Annotated in this window: 10 protein-coding genes and 1 pseudogene; 3 read left to right on the top strand and 8 right to left on the bottom strand. The window is 70.2% G+C overall.

Translation table 11 applies throughout. The features are described from left to right. Positions 1 to 21: 21 nt before the first annotated feature. On the bottom strand, positions 22 to 732 hold the full coding sequence (locus LZ198_RS02705) for a helix-turn-helix transcriptional regulator (protein WP_253970268.1): 711 nt from the start codon (positions 730 to 732) through the stop codon (positions 22 to 24). Positions 733 to 743: 11 nt separating this feature from the next. After that, complete coding sequence (locus tag LZ198_RS02700; protein WP_253970267.1) at positions 744 to 1,889, bottom strand: epoxide hydrolase family protein; 1,146 nt, start codon at positions 1,887 to 1,889, stop codon at positions 744 to 746. A gap of 843 nt (positions 1,890 to 2,732) precedes the next feature. On the opposite strand from LZ198_RS02700, the gene LZ198_RS02695 reads away from it, so the two are divergent. Further along, positions 2,733 to 3,050: a hypothetical protein gene (locus tag LZ198_RS02695; RefSeq protein ID WP_253970714.1), complete on the top strand. Its 318-nt coding sequence runs from the start codon at positions 2,733 to 2,735 to the stop codon at positions 3,048 to 3,050. Positions 3,051 to 3,320: 270 nt separating this feature from the next. Here LZ198_RS02695 and LZ198_RS43820 read toward each other — a convergent pair. From LZ198_RS43820 to LZ198_RS02665, 6 genes and pseudogenes are all read right to left on the bottom strand, one after another. Further along, positions 3,321 to 3,515, bottom strand: a pseudogene (locus tag LZ198_RS43820) (IS3 family transposase); the annotation flags it as partial. Positions 3,516 to 3,742: 227 nt separating this feature from the next. Continuing rightward, complete coding sequence (locus LZ198_RS02685) at positions 3,743 to 5,167, bottom strand: DUF1552 domain-containing protein (RefSeq protein WP_253970266.1); 1,425 nt, start codon at positions 5,165 to 5,167, stop codon at positions 3,743 to 3,745. Then, the gene (locus LZ198_RS02680) at positions 5,164 to 6,864 is read right to left on the bottom strand and encodes a DUF1592 domain-containing protein (RefSeq protein ID WP_253970265.1); all 1,701 of its coding nucleotides are present in this window, start codon (positions 6,862 to 6,864) and stop codon (positions 5,164 to 5,166) included. The genes LZ198_RS02685 and LZ198_RS02680 overlap by 4 nt, the downstream gene beginning before the upstream one ends. Positions 6,865 to 7,116: 252 nt before the next feature. Continuing rightward, on the bottom strand, positions 7,117 to 8,499 hold the full coding sequence (locus tag LZ198_RS02675) for a hypothetical protein (protein ID WP_253970264.1): 1,383 nt from the start codon (positions 8,497 to 8,499) through the stop codon (positions 7,117 to 7,119). Positions 8,500 to 8,647: 148 nt separating this feature from the next. Continuing rightward, positions 8,648 to 9,115, bottom strand: coding sequence for a DDE-type integrase/transposase/recombinase (locus LZ198_RS02670; RefSeq protein ID WP_407667374.1), 468 nt, complete (start codon positions 9,113 to 9,115; stop codon positions 8,648 to 8,650). A 671-nt stretch (positions 9,116 to 9,786) separates the two neighbouring features. Next, positions 9,787 to 10,020: a hypothetical protein gene (locus tag LZ198_RS02665; protein ID WP_253970263.1), complete on the bottom strand. Its 234-nt coding sequence runs from the start codon at positions 10,018 to 10,020 to the stop codon at positions 9,787 to 9,789. Positions 10,021 to 10,493: 473 nt separating this feature from the next. Between LZ198_RS02665 and LZ198_RS43145 the strand changes: the two genes are divergently transcribed. Both LZ198_RS43145 and LZ198_RS02645 read left to right on the top strand, forming a co-directional pair. Next, positions 10,494 to 16,085, top strand: coding sequence for a type I polyketide synthase (locus LZ198_RS43145; protein ID WP_267145453.1), 5,592 nt, complete (start codon positions 10,494 to 10,496; stop codon positions 16,083 to 16,085). 80 nt (positions 16,086 to 16,165) lie between these two features. Continuing rightward, positions 16,166 to 18,459 (top strand): condensation domain-containing protein (locus tag LZ198_RS02645; protein WP_253970262.1); only part of this gene is annotated, 2,294 nt, incomplete at its 3' end.

Genomic DNA, 18,459 nt, shown 5'->3' with positions numbered 1-18,459 from the left:
GGACGCGCAAGGACTCGCGAATCAAGGAGGTTGCCGCACTCCGTCCGGATACAGGCGTTCCCATTCGTCCCGCCATTCCCGCGCCAGCACGGACCGTGGTCGGCCGTAGCGGGCCGCGGTCGCCGAGGCCGCGGTGATGCGGTCGACGCGAAAATTGCGGAAGGCCTGGCGCAAGCAGCACCAGGCGGCAACGATTTGTTTGCCCTCGTGATACGCGAGCTGCACCGGCCAGATGTCGCGCTGGCTCGGCTGGCCCTTCCCGTCGGCATACACGATGAGGAGCGCCTTCTCTTCGCGAATGGCCCGGCGCACGAGGCCGAGCACCGGGACGGACGTAGACCCGCCGCGCATCAGGATGGGCCAGAGCCCGGTGTCCTTCATCCGGTCGCGCAAATCGTCGGGTGAGGCGGTGGCGATCTTGCCCAGCGCGTTGCGCGCCGCCCCGGCAAGGCCGGCATCCGGCTGGGCCTCGACCCAGCGGGAGCCCAGCACCAGCGCCTCGAGTTCCTCGGCCGTGAACATCAGCGGCGGTAGGAAGAAGCCCGGCTGCAGCATATAGCCCACCCCCGCCTCGCCAACGATGGGCGCGCCAAGACCGATGAGCGTCCGCACGTCACGATAGAGCGTGCGCACGGAAACACCCTGTTCCTCGGCCAGCGCCGCCGCGGTGACGGGGCGGCGGTGCCGGCGAAGTGCGTCCATGACTGCGAAGAGACGTTCGGTCTTGTCCATGCGCGCGCGGCTCACCTGATGGTGTCATAGAACGCCCGGATATCGGCCGCGTAGTGCTCCGGAGCCTCGAGTGCCGGGAAGTGCCCGGCCTGCCGCGCCTCGTTCCAGTGGACGAGGTTCTGCAAGTGCCGCTCGCCCCAGGCGCGCGGCGCGGGATTGTCGACGTCGGCGGGCACCAGCACGCCATGCTTCACGTCGTGGCGGGGCATCGGCGACAGCAGCTCCTGATCTGCGAAGGCCTCCTTGTACAGCCGAACGGATGAACCAATCGTCTGGGTGAACCAGTAGACCGAGAGCAGGGTGCAGAGGTCGTCGAGCGAATAGACCGACTCGAGGCGGCCGTCCCGCAGCCGGCTCACGCCGTGGAACTTCTCGATGATCCACGACGCCAGGCCCGCGGGTGAGTCGTTGAGGCCGACGGCGAGCGTCTGCGGCTTGGTTCCGTGAATCATCACGTAGGCGCCCTGCGTGAGGGCCCACAGGTCGACGCGCCGGAAGTAGTCCACTTCTTCCTGTGTCGGCGCCTCCGGCCGTGGGTACCCCGAGAAGACGTTGAGGTAGTGCGCACCCATGAGCCGGCCGGGGTGGTTGCGGACCAGGCTGAAGCAGACCCCGGAGCCCAGGTCCGAGCACGCAACGAGGAACTTCTCGTAGCCCAGCCGGGTCATCAGCTCCGCCCAGAGATGCCCCATTCGACTCATGTTCATGCCCTTCTTCGTCGGCCGGCCCGAGAAGCCGAAGCCCTGCATCGAGGGGATGATGACGTCGAAGGACACCCCGTCTTGCTCGGCGGTGAGCAGCGGGATGAGCGGCAGGAACTCGATGAAGTTCGAGGGCCAGCCATTGGCAAGGACGATGGGGATTCGGGTCTCGCCCTGACCCGGCGCGTGAACGAAATGAATCCGCTCGCCATCGACCTCCTCGATGAATTGCGGAATGGCGTTGAGGCGCTGCTCGGCGGTGCGCCAGTCGAACCGCTCCGCCCAGTGGGTGACCAACTGTCTGAGCAGCTCCGCATCGGTGCCATCTTCCCAGCCGACACCTTCGACCCCCACGGGGAAGCGGGTTGCCTTCAGCCGTGCCCGAAGGTCGGCGAGCTCGGAATCGGAGATGGCAAGGGTGAATGGGCTCAGCGTGTGTCTCTTGGGGTTGTGCATCCCAAGGTTGTGCCCGAGGTGTGCTGACAGGGTGTGTCAGCAGTGTCCGGTCACACGCGCGCCGGACCATTCGTCAGACGCGCGGCGAGTGGGGCAGGGGGAGCCGAGGCAAGCCTGCCCCAAGGCCCAAATAGGCTGGAGCCCATCCGGCCCCGTTGAGGCTCAGGGCGAGCGGATCCAACTCGTCGTGAAGCTCCCGGAGACTTCCACGAAGGAATCGGGTCCCGTCATCGTGATGAGCGTCGGAGTTGGCGGAGGATACGACGGAGAACTTGCGCAGATTTCTCTCCCGTGGAGATTGCGCGTCCCAGTGTAGGTCCCGGCAGTGGAGCCCGGGGTGAGATTCGTGAAGTTCACATCCCCCGTCAGCCAGCAGCCATCGCCGTCGTTCCACATGATTCCGGTGCCATCGCTGCTGATGGTGAAGCAGCCAGCCCAGCTCGTGTGGCACCACTTCCCCACCAACGGGTCCGTCGAGGAGAGGACGGCAGCCTCCTGGGTCGACAGGTCCGTCTGCTCATTCATGGCACCGCCACAGGCCGTGAGGCAGAGACCCGCGAGGGTGCGATCATTGCTTGTCTATTCATCGGGTGGTGCATCTTGGGTGGTGGGTTCGAGGCGCTTGCCACTCTTCAGGGTTCTGCGATGGATGGCAAGCAACATTGGCGGGCGTTCGGGTCTGGTGCAAGGGTAGACATGGTTGGGAGGAAGTTTCCTTCAAGGGTGGCGCCAGGAATGGCAGCCTTGACGCAGTGACTGGCGTCAGGCCTATCACTGCCGCGGTTGGTTTCGTGCAATGGTGCCACGCACGACCTGTCGAGAAGGCGCATCAAGAAAGGCCCTATGAAGACCATCAACCGTCACGCCATCGTCCTCGTGACCAAGCCCCCTTTCGCGAAGTGGATCGAGAAACATGTCGGCCTCGAGGATGGTCGCGCCGCCGCCGTCTACCTTGTCGACATGGACGACAGCTTCACCGGCGATAAGGAAGCGGCGCTCGTCCGTGCACACTGGGAGCCGCTCTTCCACCGGATGCTCGGGGACTACTACACGAAGCACTGGCCCGAGATTACGTGGGACACCTTCCAAGCCTGGTGCGACGCGCACGTATCGGCCTTCGTGCTCGACAAGGGCGAGGGGCCCATCACCGAAGTCCAGTGAGTCGCGGCTGCGACCTGTGCCGAGGATTCCGCTCCCCCAAGCAGAGTCAGCTTCGTGTTGCGCGGGCGCGTGACCTGGCCGCCGCGCTACCGCGCGCCACCAGGTCCACCTGACACCCAGGCAGTTTCGCCCCGCCGTCAGCTTGCCGCGTCTGCCTGCTCTCCCGCTGGGAACCACACGAAGTGCGGGAGAGCCAGTTTCGTAGACATCAGGGGGGTGGCCAGTCTGCTCGTCGTGGCTACTTGCTTGAACTCGCAGGGGCTGAGTGCCTTCTATGAACTCGAACAGCGCCCGTCTGGCCTGCTCGCGTGTCGTGAAGTGCGTGGTGTAGACGCGCTCCAGGTTCAGGGTCGAGAAGATGCTCTCCACCCCCGCGTTGTCCCAATGATTGCCCTTGCGCGACATATTGCACGCGAGGCCTCGCTCATCGAGACGTGGCCGGTCGTCAGCACTCGCGTACTGGGCGGATTCAATCGGTCGTCGCAACACTCCAAGAAGGAGATGTCGCGATGGGTGCAAGAGGACGTCGACGCGCGGAGCGGGCCGGGGTGCGGTTGGGCTGACCCGCCTGGAAGCTCCCTGGGCTCCTCGGCTCTCCCGGTGAGCCTGTCCCAGCTCCACGGACCGCGTGGACACGCTGCCGGATAGCGCTGCTCCAGCGCTGGGCCCTGGAGCACCTCTCAGTCGTCCCTTCAGGCGATGAGCTCGGAGAGCACGCCCTTGGTCAGCGCCGGGTCGCCGAAGTCGTCCAGGCTCCCGCCGGCCGCGTTCCTCAGCCCCACGGCGGTGCCAATCGTGTTCAGCATCCGGTTGTGGTTGGGATTGCCGCCGCCCGACGCCTCGACGTAGACGCCCTGCTTGAGGAAGCCATTGCAGCTCCCCGCCAGGACGAAGGGCACATTGCGCGCCGAGTGGGCCGGCCCGTTGCCCAGGTCGTTGTACCAGACCGCCACGCCGTGCTCGATGAGTCGCTTCCCGTCCGGCATCTGGTAGGCCACCAGCCGGTCCAGGAGGTGCTTGAAGGCGCTCGCGAACTGCACGTCCACGTGATGGTGCAGCAGGTCCGAGCCGGTGATGATGCCGCCGCTGGCGTCGTGCGACGTGCGACGGTGGGACACGTAATGGAAGTTCTCCATCAACTCCCCCGTGTCCGGGTTGCGGTAGCGCGTGTCGCCGTCGTTGCCGTTGCCCACCTGGATGACGGCCGCGCGGTTGGTGCCGCACGCCATCGCCATCACGGCGATGTCCATGTGCAGCCTGGCGGTGGCGAGCACCTCGGTGCCGTCCGTGCTGTCATAGCCGGGCGCCTGCTGCTGGAGGAGGAGCTCCTGGTCCGCGCGCATGCGGCAGCTCAGGGCGACCTCCAGGTCCCGGACGTTGGACAGGTGCAGGTCCAGGCGCTCGTGGTCGGACGCGCTCAGCTCGGGACGCTGCTGGAGCGCCTGGAGCTGGGCCTTCACCAGGTCGTTCACGCTGCGCTGCCGGAGGAGGAGCTGCTCGCGAGCCTCGGGAGTCAGTCCTCCCGGGCCGCCAATCATCGTCTGGTACGCATTCCACGGGTCATGCAGCGCGGCCCGGCGCACGTTGCTGCTCCGGTAGGAGAGGCAGGGCCCCCCGAGCCAGCCGCCACGCCGGCCCGCGTAGAAGACGAGCGAGTCACGCTGCTGCGGATTGAGCTCGCGGCCGATGCGGTGGTCGATGGACTCGCCTCCGGACTCGGAGCCGCCGCCCGCGCCCTCCACCACGGGGCCCCGCGCGGTCAGCCCCTGCATGGCGCCGCGGGCGTGGCCATCCCCGTAGTTGTAGTCCTTCATGTTGACGTTGCGCACCAGCAGCAGGTGCGCGCGGTGGGCGTCGAGCACGCCCACGGCCCGTCCGGCGATGCTCTCCGCGGTGAGCGCGCCCAGCGTTCGCGGCCAGAAGCGCTCTGGCTCCGCGCCGAGCTCCGACGTCGTCTGGGCCGAGGCGACGCCGTTGGCCTGTCGGAAGAAGATGGCGTACGGCAACGCCCCCGAGTCCGCCGCGCGGGCTGTCCTCGGCATCAGCCCCTCGAGGAGCGGCAGGCTCAGCATCGTCCCGCCCAGGCCCTTCAACACCATCCGGCGACTCAGCTTCATGGCAGCTCCTCCGGGTGGCGATTCACGAAGCCCTCGCTGGTGACGACCTCCACGACGAGGTCGACGATGGACAGGTTGCCCGCCTTCGACAGCTTCCCGAGCCGCTCCACCAGCGGCACATCCTCGTCGGCGAACGGGCGCCCGTGGAGGTACTCCACCCAGTGCCGCGCGTAGCACGCATGCACCGCCTCATTGGCCGCGAGCGCATCCGCCAGGTCGAGCGCGTCGCGCACCGGCACCGTCTCCCCGTTGATGTTGGGAGACGCGCTGGCGTCCACCGGATGCCCGTTGTCCGTGGTGCGGTAGCCGCCGATGGCGTCGAAGTTCTCGAAGGGGAAGCCGAGCGGATTGATGAGGTTCGAGTGGCAGCTTGCGCACGCGGTCCCCGGCGCTTCGGTGTGCGAGGCGACGACCTCGCGATTGGTGCGACCCTGGGGGGCGGGGAGCGGCGGGATGTTGGCCGGCGGCGCGCCAATCTTCCGGCAGATGATGCGCTCGGAGACGAAGACGCCGCGGTGGATGGGGTCCGGGTCCACCGACGTCGCGTGCGAGGCCAGGAAGCCCACCTGGGTGAGCACGCCCTTGCGCTCGCGCGAGTCCAGCGTCACGGGGACGAAGTCGGCGGTGAACGTGCCACTCAGCCCGTAGACACGCGCCAGCTCGTCGTTGACGAAGGTGGCCGGCGAGGTGAGCAGGTCGCTGTAGCCGCCCTTGCGGGAGAAGACGACGTCCTGGACGAAGAGGCTCGTCTCCCGGGCCGCGTACTCCCCGAGGCGCGCGGTCACCTGCGGGTAGCGCGTGAGGGAGGGCCGGATGGCGGCGTAGCGGGGCACGTCGAAGAGGGTGCGGTGGAAGGACTCCACCACCTTGTTCGAGCGCGCGTCCTGGAGCATGCGCCGTGCCTGTGTGGCGACGTCCTCGCGGGAGTGCAGGGCGCCCGCGCTCGCGGCGGCGAACAGGGCGTCGTCCGGCATGGCGCTCCAGAGGCCGTAGCTCAGCCGCGAAGCCACCTCGTAGTCGTCGAGCGGCACCCGGTCCCGCACGGCCTGGGTGCTGCGCTCCACGCGGTAGAGGAAGTGGGGCGACTGGAGGAAGGCTTCGATCACCAGCCGGATGCCACCCTCGAAGGCAGCCAGGTCCGCGTAGGCCTGGGGCCCCTTGCGGTACAGCCCGAGGTAGCTCTCCACCTCGTCGGACGTCAGCGGGCGCCGGTGCGCCCGCAGGCCGAAGGACTCCACGAAGGCGCGGGCGCGCTCCTCGCCGGTGGCGGACGACGGAGGCAGCAGGCGGGCGAGCTTCGTCGCGTCCGTCGTCACCTGGCCGGCGAGCTCCGCGGCGGCGCGCTGGTATGCGCCCCAGAGGGCCTCGTCGACGGAGAGGGCGCGCGCATCGTTGTCGAAGAGGAAGCCGCTCTGGGCGGGGTCCGCGCGGAAGGTGCCCGCCAGCGCGGTGGGCGGTGCGTCCAGCCTGAGCAGCTCCTGCACGCTGTGGCTCCACTGCACGTGCGTCAGGCGCGCCATCCGCACGGACGGGGCGGGCTTCTCGATGACGGTGGGCGGGGGCGTACCGGGGCCGGGCCCTCCACCGGGGCCCTCCGGGTTGGAGAGCGTTCCCTCGCAGCCAGCAGCCCCGCTCAAGACCAGCCCGAGCACCACCGGGCGCCACCACCGTCCCCGCTCCGCTGGCTCTCGTGACAACCGTTGTGTCCGCATCCTCGGCACGAGCGCCTCCATCATTGGGAGACATACCCATCGGATGGATGGCGCGTTCCTGTCAATGTACCCGCGACTCGCACGCGCATCGGTCGAATGGCCCGATGACACGGATACTGAAAAACTCGTGTCACGCGTGCATCCGTGTTTCATCAGGCCCGACTTTGTGCGGGCCTCGCGGAAAGTGTGGAGGAGGCGCCACAGGCGTGGGGGACAGACCCCCTCGATGCGCCGGTGCTACAGCCTCAGATACACGCCGAGCTGACCGCTGAAGTACCGGTCCGTGGCGCCGCCGGCGAAGACCGGGGCTCCCTCCGCGGCGTCGGCGGTGAAGGAGTAGCTCCGCATCTCTCCGCCCATCCGCAGACCCAGCATGTTCGTCAGGGCGAACTCCACGGCGAGCTCGCCAGCGAGTCCGGAGCCGCTCAGTTGCGGGATGTAGTCGTCCGAGGACAGCTCGCCGCCGCTCAGCACGTGCTGGTAGCCCACGCGCGCGGCGATGGCCCAGCGCTCGGTGAGCGCCTTGCGCAGACCCAGCTCCACGTGCGCGAAGCGGTAGTCCACGTCGGGCAGGTTGAAGGTGCTCTCCGGCGGGAGTTCCAGCGAGAAGGAGTGGGTGCCGTACAGCCCGCTGACCGAGACCTCCAGCCACCGCAGCGGCAGGCGGAAGCGCAGGCCTCCCTCCAGGAGCTGCGCGGTGGTGCCGTACTTGGAGCCATCCGGCAGCCGCGTGGACAGCCCGATGGCGCGTGAGCCGCGCACCACGAGACCCAGGTTGTGCACCATCCCATCCGTGAAGTGGGAGAGCGGGAAGTAGCTCACCGCGAGGCTCGCCGCCGCGGCGCTGTTGAGGCTGTAGTTGGGCAGCTCGCTGGCGTTGTTGCCCGAGAAGTTGAAGCGGCGGAACAGCCCCTGTCCGGACAGCAGCGCCTCCAGGATGGGGCCGTCCAGGTGGCGAGGCCCGGCGGCCTTCGGCTCGGGCTGCACCGGCGGCTCCTCCTTCGAAACGGTGGGCGGAGGAGGCTTCACCACCTCCGGGCGCGGAGCCTCCGCGATGGGGGCCGGGGGCGCGACCTCCGGCTCGGAGACAGGCGTCGGAGTCGGTGTCGAAGGTGTCACGGCGGCGGGCGGGAGGCTCTGCTCCGGGCCCGCCTTCAGGGCCGCGCCCAGCCTGGGCTCGAGCTCGCGCCGCACGTCGGGGAAGGCGCGGTTCGTGCGGACGTCCCAGCGCTCCTCCGCGAGGAGGGTGCCGTCCTTGCCGGAGTAGGCGCGGACCTCCACGTCCCAGCGCTTCGTCCCCTTCACCGAGGCGAGGATCAGCACGTCCGCGCCGAGCTTCTTCGCCAGCGCCTGCCGCTGCTCATCCGTCTGCGGACCGCCGCGGATGAGCTTCACCTGGGCATCCACCTTCTTCGCGGGCAGCACCGCTCGCCCGCGTCCCTTCTTGCCCAGCTCCTGGGTCAGCACCCTGCGCAGCGCATCTCCCTGGCGGCCCTCCGGGCGCAGCACCGCCACCTGGGTCTTCTGCGCCTGGGTCTTCTTCGCCTGCGCGGCCTCGGCCGGGCGGTACGAAACGACCAGCGCGAGCACCAGCAGCCCCCATCCCGCGATGCGGCTCACAGGGCCACCTCCTTGGCACGGAGAGACGAGGTGGACGTGGCCGGGAGGTCAGGGACGAAGGGGCGGGAACGCATGGGTGCTCGGCTTCCAGTGACGAGACGGGGGACTGCCTCAGCCCAAAGCAAATGAGGGGCCAACATCCCGGAGCTTATCTCGGCAGGTGCGTGTGGAACCAAGTGATGATGCCCACCGCGAGGTGCGGCATTCCCAGTGCGCTTGCCTGGGTGATGAACTCGAGCAAGGCGGCCTTCGCGGACTCACGCGTAGGAAAGTCCCTCTCGTGCACCAGCTCCGTCTTCAACGTGGAGACGAAGCTCTCCACCACGGCATTGTCCCAGCAGTTGACCTGGAGGCTCATGGTGCGCCGGAGGCCGCGGGCGTATTGGCCGCCGCGGTCCGCGTGGTGCACGCGTCCCTCGAGCGCCATGTCGAGGGCCGAGAGCACCTGGTGTCTGCCAATGCAGGGGTCCATGGCCCAGCCGATGACACGCCGGCTGAAGAGGTCCAGGACTACCGCCAGTCGCAGCCAGACCTCCTCCGTGGGCGCGGACGTGATGTTTGACGCCCAGGCTCGGTCGGGCGCATTGGCTGACTGCGCCAGCGCCCTGTGACTCATCACCGCCGTCGCCCTCGGAGTCACCGGCGTCTGGGATGACCGCCGCGACCTCGACATGTCCCGGCTGACCTCAACCCCAGACACTGCTGCTTGGTGTCGCCGAGGAGCGACCTCCCGGAACTCCTCCGGACTGGCTACACACTTTTCGGGACTCGACCCAACTCCATGGCCTCCAGCCGCTTGAGGAAGGACTCCGCGCTGCCGCTGCCCACCTGAAATCCCTCGCCCCTCACCCGTGCGCGCATGAGGCTGATGTCGCGCGTCCTGGCGCGCACCAGCGCCTCGCGTACCGCCAGCCGTGCACGCAGATGACGGCGTGAATCCGAGGAGCGGTGCGCCGGCTCGTTCGCCCCCAGCTTGCAAGCCTGCGAGCCTCCAGTCGCCCTGAGTCGTGGGGCTGCTGGACTACCTACCTGGATGGGGTCCCGCCGCTACATCTCATCGAGGCGTATGCGTGGCGCCGCCAGGGTGGCCTTGTCCGCGTCGACGTCGAAGCGCCCCAGCAGCACGACCGCGCCTGCCTGGGCCTCGGTGCCGCCCAGCGCGCTCATCAGCCCGCCCCGCTCGGGGCTGCCCCTGGCCGGTGAGGAGCCCGTTCAGCGTGCCCATCAGCCCTCCGCCGCTGGAGTCCGGCAGCGGGGTCCGCGCCTGCGCCGCCTGCTGACAGGTGTCTACTCGGGGATGGCCTGCCCCAGATGCTGGGCGGCCGCCCAGGCCCAGCCGCTCCCCTGCGCCCGCTCGAGCTGTGAGCCGGCCACGACCCGCGCCTGGTGGGAGTCCACGCCAAGCTGCTGTGAGAGCTGTCCGATGCGGTCCATGGCCTTGTGGAGGAGCGGGTTCTTCTCTGCGCCGCCGCCCCCGTACCCACCCGCTCGGAGGAGGGCCAGGGCCGTCCAGTGCCGCACGCTACGGCGCCAAGGCCAAAGCCACCGCGTGGCCGGGACGAGGGGGGCAACAGGCCGGTGTTCGGCAGGCTCGCCACGGGCTGAGGCATGGGGCCGCGAGACGCGGAAGGTAGTGCCCTGGTCCGGTTGGCTCTCTACGTGGATGCGGCCCCGAAGGACTCCACCAGCGCGTGGCAGAGGAAGAGGTCCAGCCCGAGTCCTCGCCCGCGGGCCTGGTGGTGAGGTGCGGTTCGAAGCGGTGTGGCGGGTGCTCGGGCGCGATGTCGCACCCGGTGTCCGTCGCCTCCACCCCGGCCTCTCCGGCCTCCTCTACGGGTGGTGTTTTCAATACTTTCTTGGCTCTCCCCTGAAACCCTTGAAAACAAGAAGCGTTCTGAAGTAAACAAATTATCACGCATTGGGTCGCGCCCCGCGTGGCTCGGGCGAGCCATCCCCATTCACTCCGACGACAGCGTTCGGAGTTCGAGCACCGAATGAGCGCAGCCCCTTCTTCGACACATGGCAGCTCCAGCCATGGTCCTGGCAGCAGTACGCAGACACCCGAGCCCATCGCGATCATTGGCATTGGGTGTCGCTTCCCTGGCGCCAATGGCCCGGAAGCCTTCTGGAAGATGCTCTGCGATGGCGTGGACGCCATCCGGGAGGTGCCCTCGGACCGGTGGGACGCGGACAGCTACCACGACGCGCGCCCGAGCCGTCCCGGGAAGATGGTGACCCGCTGGGGCGGCTTCGTGGACCAGAAGCTGGGCTCCTTCGACGCCATGTTCTTCGGCATGTCCCCGCGCGAGGCCTCGCACCTGGACCCGATGCAGGCGTGGCTCATGGAGACCACGTGGGAGGCCTTCGAGGACGCGGGCATCCGGCCGGAGCAGCTCGCTGGCAGCCGCACGGGTGTCTTCGTGGGCCTCTTCACGGAGGACGCGAAGATCTCCTACCTGCGCGGTAGCAACCGCGACCTCATCGGCGCGCACACCGGCACCGGTACCTCCATGACGATGGCGGCCAACCGCCTGTCGTACTGGTACGACCTGCGCGGCCCCAGCCTGGCGCTGGACACCGCGTGCTCCTCGTCCATGGTCTGCGTCCACCTGGCGTGCCAGAGCTTGTGGAGCGGTGAGTCCACGCTGGCGCTGGCGGGCGGGGCCAACGCCATGTTCCAGCCCGAGTTCACCATCGCCGAGTCACGCGCGGGCATGCTCTCGCCGGACGGGCGCTGCAAGACGTGGGACTCGCGCGCCAACGGCTACGTGCGCGGCGAGGGCGCCGGCATGGTGGTGCTCAAGAAGCTGTCGGACGCGCTGCGCGACGGCGACGCCGTGTACGCCGTCATCCGCGCCACGGCCTCCAACCAGGACGGCCGCACCCCGGGCATCACCGTGCCCAGCGGCGAGGCGCAGAAGCAGCTGGCGCGCGAGGCGCTGCAGATGGCGGGCGTCGTCGCGGACCAGGTGCGCTACGTGGAGGCGCACGGCACGGGCACGCCGGTGGGTGACCCCATCGAGGCCAAGGCGCTGGGCGAGGTGTTCGGCCAGGCTCGCACCGACGGCCAGCAGTGCCTGGTCGGCTCGGTGAAGACGAACATCGGCCACCTGGAGGCGGCCGCCGGCGTGGCGGGCCTCATCAAGGCGGCGCTGGTGCTCAAGAACAAGCAGGTGCCGCCGCACCTGCACCTCATCACCCCCAACCCCAACATCGACTTCGCGGCGTTGCGGCTGCGCGTGGCGAAGCAGGTGGAGCCGCTGCCCCAGGGCGACGGCCCGGCCTTCGCGGCGGTGAACTCGTTCGGCTTCGGCGGCACCAACGCGCACGCGGTGCTGGAGGAGGCTCCCGCGGCGGTGGCGCGGCCGGCCACGGGGGAGAGCGCCCGCCCGGCGCTGGTGCCCCTGTCGGCGCGCAGCGCCGAGTCGCTCAAGCGTCTGGCCACGTCGTACCGCGAGCTGGCCGAGCAGTCCGCGGCCCAGCCCGACGGCTCGCCGCGGCTGCACGAGCTGGCCGGGGCCCTGGCGCACAAGCGCAGCCACCACCCGCACCGGCTGGCCGTCGTGGCCCGCTCCCACCGGGAGCTGGCGGACTCGCTGCGCGCCTTCGTGGAGAACACGGAGCGGGCGGGCATGGTGGCGGGTCAGGCGGGCGCGCGCGCCAAGGTGGACGTGGCGTTCGTCTACACGGGCATGGGCCCGCAGTGGTGGGCCATGGGCCGCGCCCTGCTGGAGACCGAGCCCGTCTTCCGCGAGGCCATGGAGCGCGTGGACGCCATCCTCCGCCCGTGGACGGGCTACTCGCTGGTGGAGGAGCTGCTGGTGGAGGAGTCGCGCTCGAAGATGAACGAGACGACCCTCTCGCAGCCCGCCAACCTGGGCATCCAGGTGGCGCTGACGGAGCTGCTGCGCTCGTGGGGCGTGCGGCCGACGGCCATCGTCGGTCACAGCGCCGGCGAGGCGGCGGCCTTCTGGGCCGCGGGCGTGTACACGCTGGAGGAGGCGTGCCTCGTCATCCACACCCGCAGCCGCCTGCAGCACCGCACCGCCGGCCAGGGGAAGATGTTCGCCGTCGGCCTCACGTACGACCAAGCGCTGGCCGCCATCGAAGGCCACTCGGGCGTGTCCATCGCCGCCATCAACAGCCCCAGCGCGGTGACGCTGGCGGGCGACCCGGTCGTGCTCGAGCGCATCACCGCGCCGCTCCTGGAGCAGGGCACCTTCTGCAAGGCGCTCAAGGTGGACGTGCCCTTCCACAGCCACTACATGGAGCCGCTGCGCGATGAGCTGGTGGAGTCGCTGCGGCCGCTGAGGCCGGCGAAGGCCACGCTGCCGCTGTACTCCACGGTGACGGGCCAGCGCGCGGACGGGCCGGAGCTGGACGGCGGCTACTGGTGGCTCAACGTGCGCGACCCGGTGTACTTCGCCGCGGCCACGTACAAGATGCTGGAGGACGGCTACCGCGTCTTCCTGGAGATCGGCCCGCACCCGGTGCTGGGCAACTCCATCAATGAGTGCTCGCAGCAGCGCAACGTGACGGTGCGTTCGCTGCCCACGCTGCGCCGTGGCGGTGACGATTCCCTGAACCTGCTGACCTCCGTGGGCGCGCTCTTCACCGCGGGCGTGGAGCCGCGTTGGGAGGAGCTGGCGCCGGTGCCCTCGCGCCCGGTGACGCTGCCCACGTACCCGTGGGACCGGCAGATCAACTGGGACGAGTCCGCCGAGGCGCGCGCCGACCGCCTGGACCGCGCCACGCACGTGCTGCTCGGCCGCAAACAGGTGACGCCCGAGCCCATCTGGCACGGCCAGGTGGACCGCAACCACCCGGCGTACCTGGTGGACCACGCCATCCAGGGCGCGGTGGTGTTCCCCGGCGCCGGCTACATCGAGCTGGGCTTGCAGGCGCTGCGCCGGGCCACGGGCCGCCTGTCCGGACCGGTGGAGCTGTGCGACATCCGCTTCCACAACGCGCTCTTCCTGCGAGAGGAGCCCACGGACCTGCGCACGGAGGTGCAGCCGGACGGCCTGCGCTTCACCGTGTTCAGCCGCACCGGCGTCACCGAGGCGGCGTGGCCGCGGCACGCGTCGGGCAGCATGCGCTCGGCGGCCCCGCGTGAGCCGAGGCCGGGGGCGCTGGCGCGGCTCCAGGACGCCTTCCGTGGCGCGCAGACGCTGGAGTCGGCCGAGTGCTACACGCGGCTGCGCGCGCTGCAGTTCGAGTACGGCCCGGCCTTCCAGGGCATCCGCCAACTGACGCTGAAGGATGGCGAGGCGCTGGCCCGCATCGAGGTGGGCGCCGAGCACCAGCAGGCGCTGGTGGGCTACGAGGTCACCCCGCCGCTGCTGGACGCGTGCTTCCAGGTGCTCATCGCCGGGACGAAGGCGAAGGGTGACGCGAAGGACGTGTTCCTCCCGGTGGGCATCGACTCGCTGGCGGTGCACGGGCCGCTGGTGGGCGAGCTGTGGGCGCACGGTCGCATGCGGCAGGTGGACAAGCGCGCCATGGTGGGCGACCTGGACATCTACTCCGCGGACGGGCGGCTGCTGGTGGCGCTGGAGGGCCTGCGCGTCAAGTCGCTGGCCGCCGACGGCGACGGCAAGGGCCTGCGCGGCATGTTCCAGGCGCTCACCTGGGCGGAGGTGCAGCCGGGCACGCGCAAGGAGAAGCGCGAGGTGCAGGGGCCGTGGCTGCTGCTGTCGGACGGCACGGGCGTGGCCCAGGCGCTGGCCTCCCGCATCGAGGCGGGCGGCGGCAAGGCCCTCCATGTCCGCCCGGGCGCGGCCTTCGCGAGGGACGCGAGCGGCTTCGTGGTGAACCCCCACCGCGTGGAGGACTTCAGCCAACTGCTGGCGGCCGTGGCCGAGGGCGAGCGGCCGGGGCAGATCCTCCACCTGTGGGGCCTGGACGCGCCGGCCGTGGACGTGCTCACGGCGGAGAGCCTGATGGACGCGCAGGGCCCGGGCGTGGTGTCGCTGCTGCACCTGGGACAGGCGCTGGAGAAGGCCGCGTGGCCCAAGCCGCCGCAGTTGTGGATCCTCACCCGCGGGGCGCGCGCCGTCATCGGCGACACGCACCGGGTGGCGGCGGCGCAGAGCCCGCTGTGGGGCTTCGGCGCGTCGATGTTCCAGCAGGAGTTCCCCGCGTTGTCCGGTGGCCTGGTGGACCTGGACCCGGTGGCGGCCGCCAGCGAGGCGGAGGCCGTGCTCGGGTTGATCGCCGCGCCGCCGGAGGACACGCAGATGGCGCTGCGCCAGGGGCGGCTGTGGAGCGACCGGCTGGAGCTGGCGCCGCAGTTGGCGGACGGCTCGCTGCCGGCGCGCATGCGCCCGGACGGCACGTACCTCATCACCGGCGGCCGCGGCGGGCTGGGCCTGCTGTTCGCCCGGTGGATGGTGGAGCGGGGGGCGCGCCGGCTGGTGCTGGCGGGCCGCACGCCGCTGCCCGAGCGCCGTGACTGGCACGCGGTGGCGCCGGACTCGTCGGTGGGCCGGCAGATCGCCGCCATCCGCGAACTGGAGGCGCTGGGCGCCAGCATCCACCCGGTGGCGCTGGACGTGTCGGACGAGGCGCAGATGCGGGCCTTCCACGCGTCCTTCCGTCGCGAGGGGTGGCCGGCGTTGCGCGGCGTCATCCACGCCGCGGGCGTGGTGCAGCCCACGCGCTTCGCGGACCAGACGGAGTCCCGCATGCGCGGCACGCTGGACGCGAAGCTGGCCGGTGGCTGGAACCTGCACCAGGTGCTGGCGGACGAGCCGCTGGATTTCTTCGTCCTGTGCTCGTCGGCCAACGCCCTGGGCTTCTCCACGGGCGTGGTGGACTACGCGGCGGCCAACGCCTTCCTGGACGGCCTGGCGCACCTGCGCCGCAACCAGGGCCAGCACGCGCTGGCCGTCAACTGGGGCGCCTGGGGCGAGGTAGGCATGGCCAGCATCGAGCAGGTGGCGCGCGACTTCGAGCTGCGCGGCATCATCCCCATTCCGCCCGAGCAGGGCCTGGCGGCGCTGGAGCGCAGCCTGGAGCACGACCTGAGGCAGGTGCTGGTGCTGGCGGCGGACTGGCAGCGGATGCTGACCACCAACTTCGCCACGACCAGCACGCCGCCCATGCTGCAGCCCATCATCGACGCGCTGGCCAAGGCGGCCGCCGCGGGCGGGGGGCCGGGCAACGAGGCCCGCGACGACGTGCGCGCGAAGCTGCTGGAGGTGGCCGACGAGGCGGCGCGCGGCGAGCTGGTGCGGGACTTCCTGCGCCGGACGGTGGCGCGCACGCTGAAGCTGGCGGCGGAGCAGGTGGACCTGAACACGCCGCTGCAGGGCTTCGGGCTGGACTCCATCATCGCCGTGGAGCTGCGGCACCACATCTCCAGCGGGCTGGGCGCCAGCCCGACGTTGATGGAGCTGCTGCAGGGCACCAGCGTGAACGGGCTGACGGACGCCCTGCTGCCGAGGTTGCCCAAGCCGGAGGCGACCCCCGAGGCGGCCGAGCTCGACTCGCTCGCGGCGCAGCTCGCGGAGATGTCCGAGGCGGAGGCCGCGGCGCTGCTGGAGGAGACGGAGAGCGCGGAGCTGGAGCTGCAGTCGGCCTGAGCTTCGCGCGTCGGCAGGGGTGGGGTGGGGCGGTCTGTCCGTGGTGGATGGCGTAACGGTTCGTAGGGAATAGGTCTTCAATGTCGTCGCTCAAGGATCGTCTCGCAGCGCTCACGCCGGAGCAGCGGCGTGAGCTGGCACAGCGCCTCAAGCAGCAGAGCGCCCCGGCGCAGAAGCCCGCGCAGCCGGAGCGCCGCAAGGAGGGCGTGTTCCCGTTGGGCGAGAACCAGTGGGGCCTGTGGTTTCTCCACCAGATGGCGCCGGCCAGCTCCTCCTACAACGTGGCGCTGGCGCTGCGCGTGCGAGGCCGCGCGGACCTGGCGGCGCTGCAGCGCTGCCTGGACCTGCTGGCGGAGCGCCACGCCATCCTCCGCACCACCTACGAGACCCAGGAGCACAAGCCGGTGCAGCGCGTGCACGAACGCCTGCCGCTGGCGCTCACCCGGCACGACGTCCCCGGACTGACGGAGGACCAGCTCGACGAGGCGCTGCGCGCCAGCTACGTGCAGCCGTTCGACCTGGAGCGTGGCCCCGTGTGGCGGGCGGACCTCTTCAGTCGCGCCCCCACCGAGCACGTGTTGCTGCTCGTCATCCACCACATCGCCACGGACCTCTGGTCCATGGGCATGATGATGGAGGAGCTGCAGCACCTCTACCGCGGCGAGCTGCGGGGCGAGCCGCTGCGGCTGCCGCCGCTGAAGCTCGACTACGTGGACGCGCTGCAGCTGCGGCGCGAGCAGATGACGCCCGCCCGAGAGGAGCGGCTCTGGGCGTATTGGCAGGAGCAGATGCGCGAGCTGCCGGGGCCGCTGGAGCTGCCCACGGACAAGCCGCGTCCGGCGCGCTGGAGCTTCCGGGGCGCCACCCTCCCGATGCGGCTGGGGCCCGAGCTGAGCGCCGGCCTCAAGTCACTGGCGCTCACCGAGGGCAAGACGCTCTTCACGGTGCTGCTGGCCGGCTTCCTCACGCTCCTGCATCGCTACACCGGGCAGAGCGACCTGCTCTGTGGCACGCCCCTGTGGGGACGCACGCACCCGGACCTGCAGCGGCTGGCCGGCTATTTCGTCAACTTCGTCGCGCTGCGCGGGGACCTCTCCGGCGATCCGTCCTTCACCGAGCTGGTGGAGCGGCTGTACCGGCGGGTGCTCGGCGCCATCGAGCACCAGGACTACCCCTTCCATGTGCTGAGCGAGCGGCTGGGCATCAAGCAGGACCCGAGCCGGCCACGTCTGGTGGAGGTGGAGTTCTCCTTCGACCAGTTCAACAGCATGCCCGGCCTGGACGTGGCACGCGACGACGTGCAGATGGAGCTCAAGCCCTTCCTGCGGCAGCAGGAGGGGCAGTACGCCATCAACATCATGCTGGTGGACGTGGCGGGGGAGGTGGCCGGGGCGCTGAAGTACAACACGGACCTCTTCACCCCGGAGACCATGGCGCGCTTCGCCGCGCAGCTTCGCGCGCTGTTCACCAGCGTGTTGCGCAACCCCCGCCAGCGCCTCTCCGCGCTCTCGCTGATGACGGAGGCGGAGCGCCGCCAGGTGCTGGAGGGTCTCGGCGACTGGCAGCGCCAGCGGCTGGCGGGGTCGGCGCTGGAGCAGCAGCTCGGCTATTGGCGGCAGGCGTTGGCGGGGGTGACCCCGCTGGAGCTGCCCACGGACAGGTCTCGCACGGCGGTGCGCGGCTCCCAGGTCGCCCGCTGGACCTTCTCGCTGCCCGGTCCCCTGGCCGAGGGCCTGAGGGCGCTGGCGCGCGAGGAAGACGCCACCCTCTCCGTGGTGCTGCTGGGCGCTTTCCAGGCGCTGCTGCACCGTTACAGCGGTCAGGACGACATCACCGTGGGCGCGCCGGTGGTGGTGCGTGCCCAGCCGGGGCAGGAGGGTCGGGCTGACTCCTTCGTCAACACGCTGGTGCTGCGCACGCGGCTGGGGGGAGACCCCACGTTCCGCGAGCTGCTGGCCCGAGCGAAGGAGACGACGCTGGCGGCGCACAGGCACCAGGACTTTCCCTTCCAGGCGCTGGTGCGGGCGCTCGACCCCGCGCGGGAGCTGTCGCAGGAGCCGCTCTTCCAGGTGGCGCTCGTGCTGCAGGACGTGCCCACCGCGGTGCCGGTCGACCTGTCGCTGTCGCTGAGGGAGGGAGCGGAGGGCCTCACGGGGTGGCTGGAGTACAGCACGGAGCTGTACGAGGAGGAGACGGTGGAGAGGCTGGCGGGCCACTACCAGCGGTTGCTGGAGTCGGCGGTGGCCCAGCCCGACACGCACGTCTCGGGGTTGGAGCTGTTGGGGGAGGAGGAGCGGCGGCGGGTGGTGGAGGAGTGGAACGGGTTGTTGCCGGCGCCGCAGGTGGAGGGAGGGCTGCACGAGCTGTTCGAGGC

Origin of the sequence: Myxococcus dinghuensis, from assembly GCF_024198235.1 — a bacterium.
Lineage (GTDB): Bacteria > Myxococcota > Myxococcia > Myxococcales > Myxococcaceae > Myxococcus > Myxococcus dinghuensis.
The sequence above is the reverse complement of the archived record's forward strand: the minus strand, read 5'-3'. Positions and strand labels throughout refer to the sequence as shown.

What these genes read in the sequence shown, in the direction of transcription:
- LZ198_RS02670 (WP_407667374.1), bottom strand. Translation starts at nt 9,115, where the DNA reads ATGAGTCACAGGGCGCTGGCGCAGTCAGCCAATGCGCCCGACCGAGCC.
- LZ198_RS43145 (WP_267145453.1), top strand. Translation starts at nt 10,494, where the DNA reads ATGAGCGCAGCCCCTTCTTCGACACATGGCAGCTCCAGCCATGGTCCT.
- LZ198_RS02685 (WP_253970266.1), bottom strand. Translation starts at nt 5,167, where the DNA reads ATGAAGCTGAGTCGCCGGATGGTGTTGAAGGGCCTGGGCGGGACGATG.
- LZ198_RS02695 (WP_253970714.1), top strand. Translation starts at nt 2,733, where the DNA reads ATGAAGACCATCAACCGTCACGCCATCGTCCTCGTGACCAAGCCCCCT.
- LZ198_RS02700 (WP_253970267.1), bottom strand. Translation starts at nt 1,889, where the DNA reads ATGCACAACCCCAAGAGACACACGCTGAGCCCATTCACCCTTGCCATC.
- LZ198_RS02705 (WP_253970268.1), bottom strand. Translation starts at nt 732, where the DNA reads ATGGACAAGACCGAACGTCTCTTCGCAGTCATGGACGCACTTCGCCGG.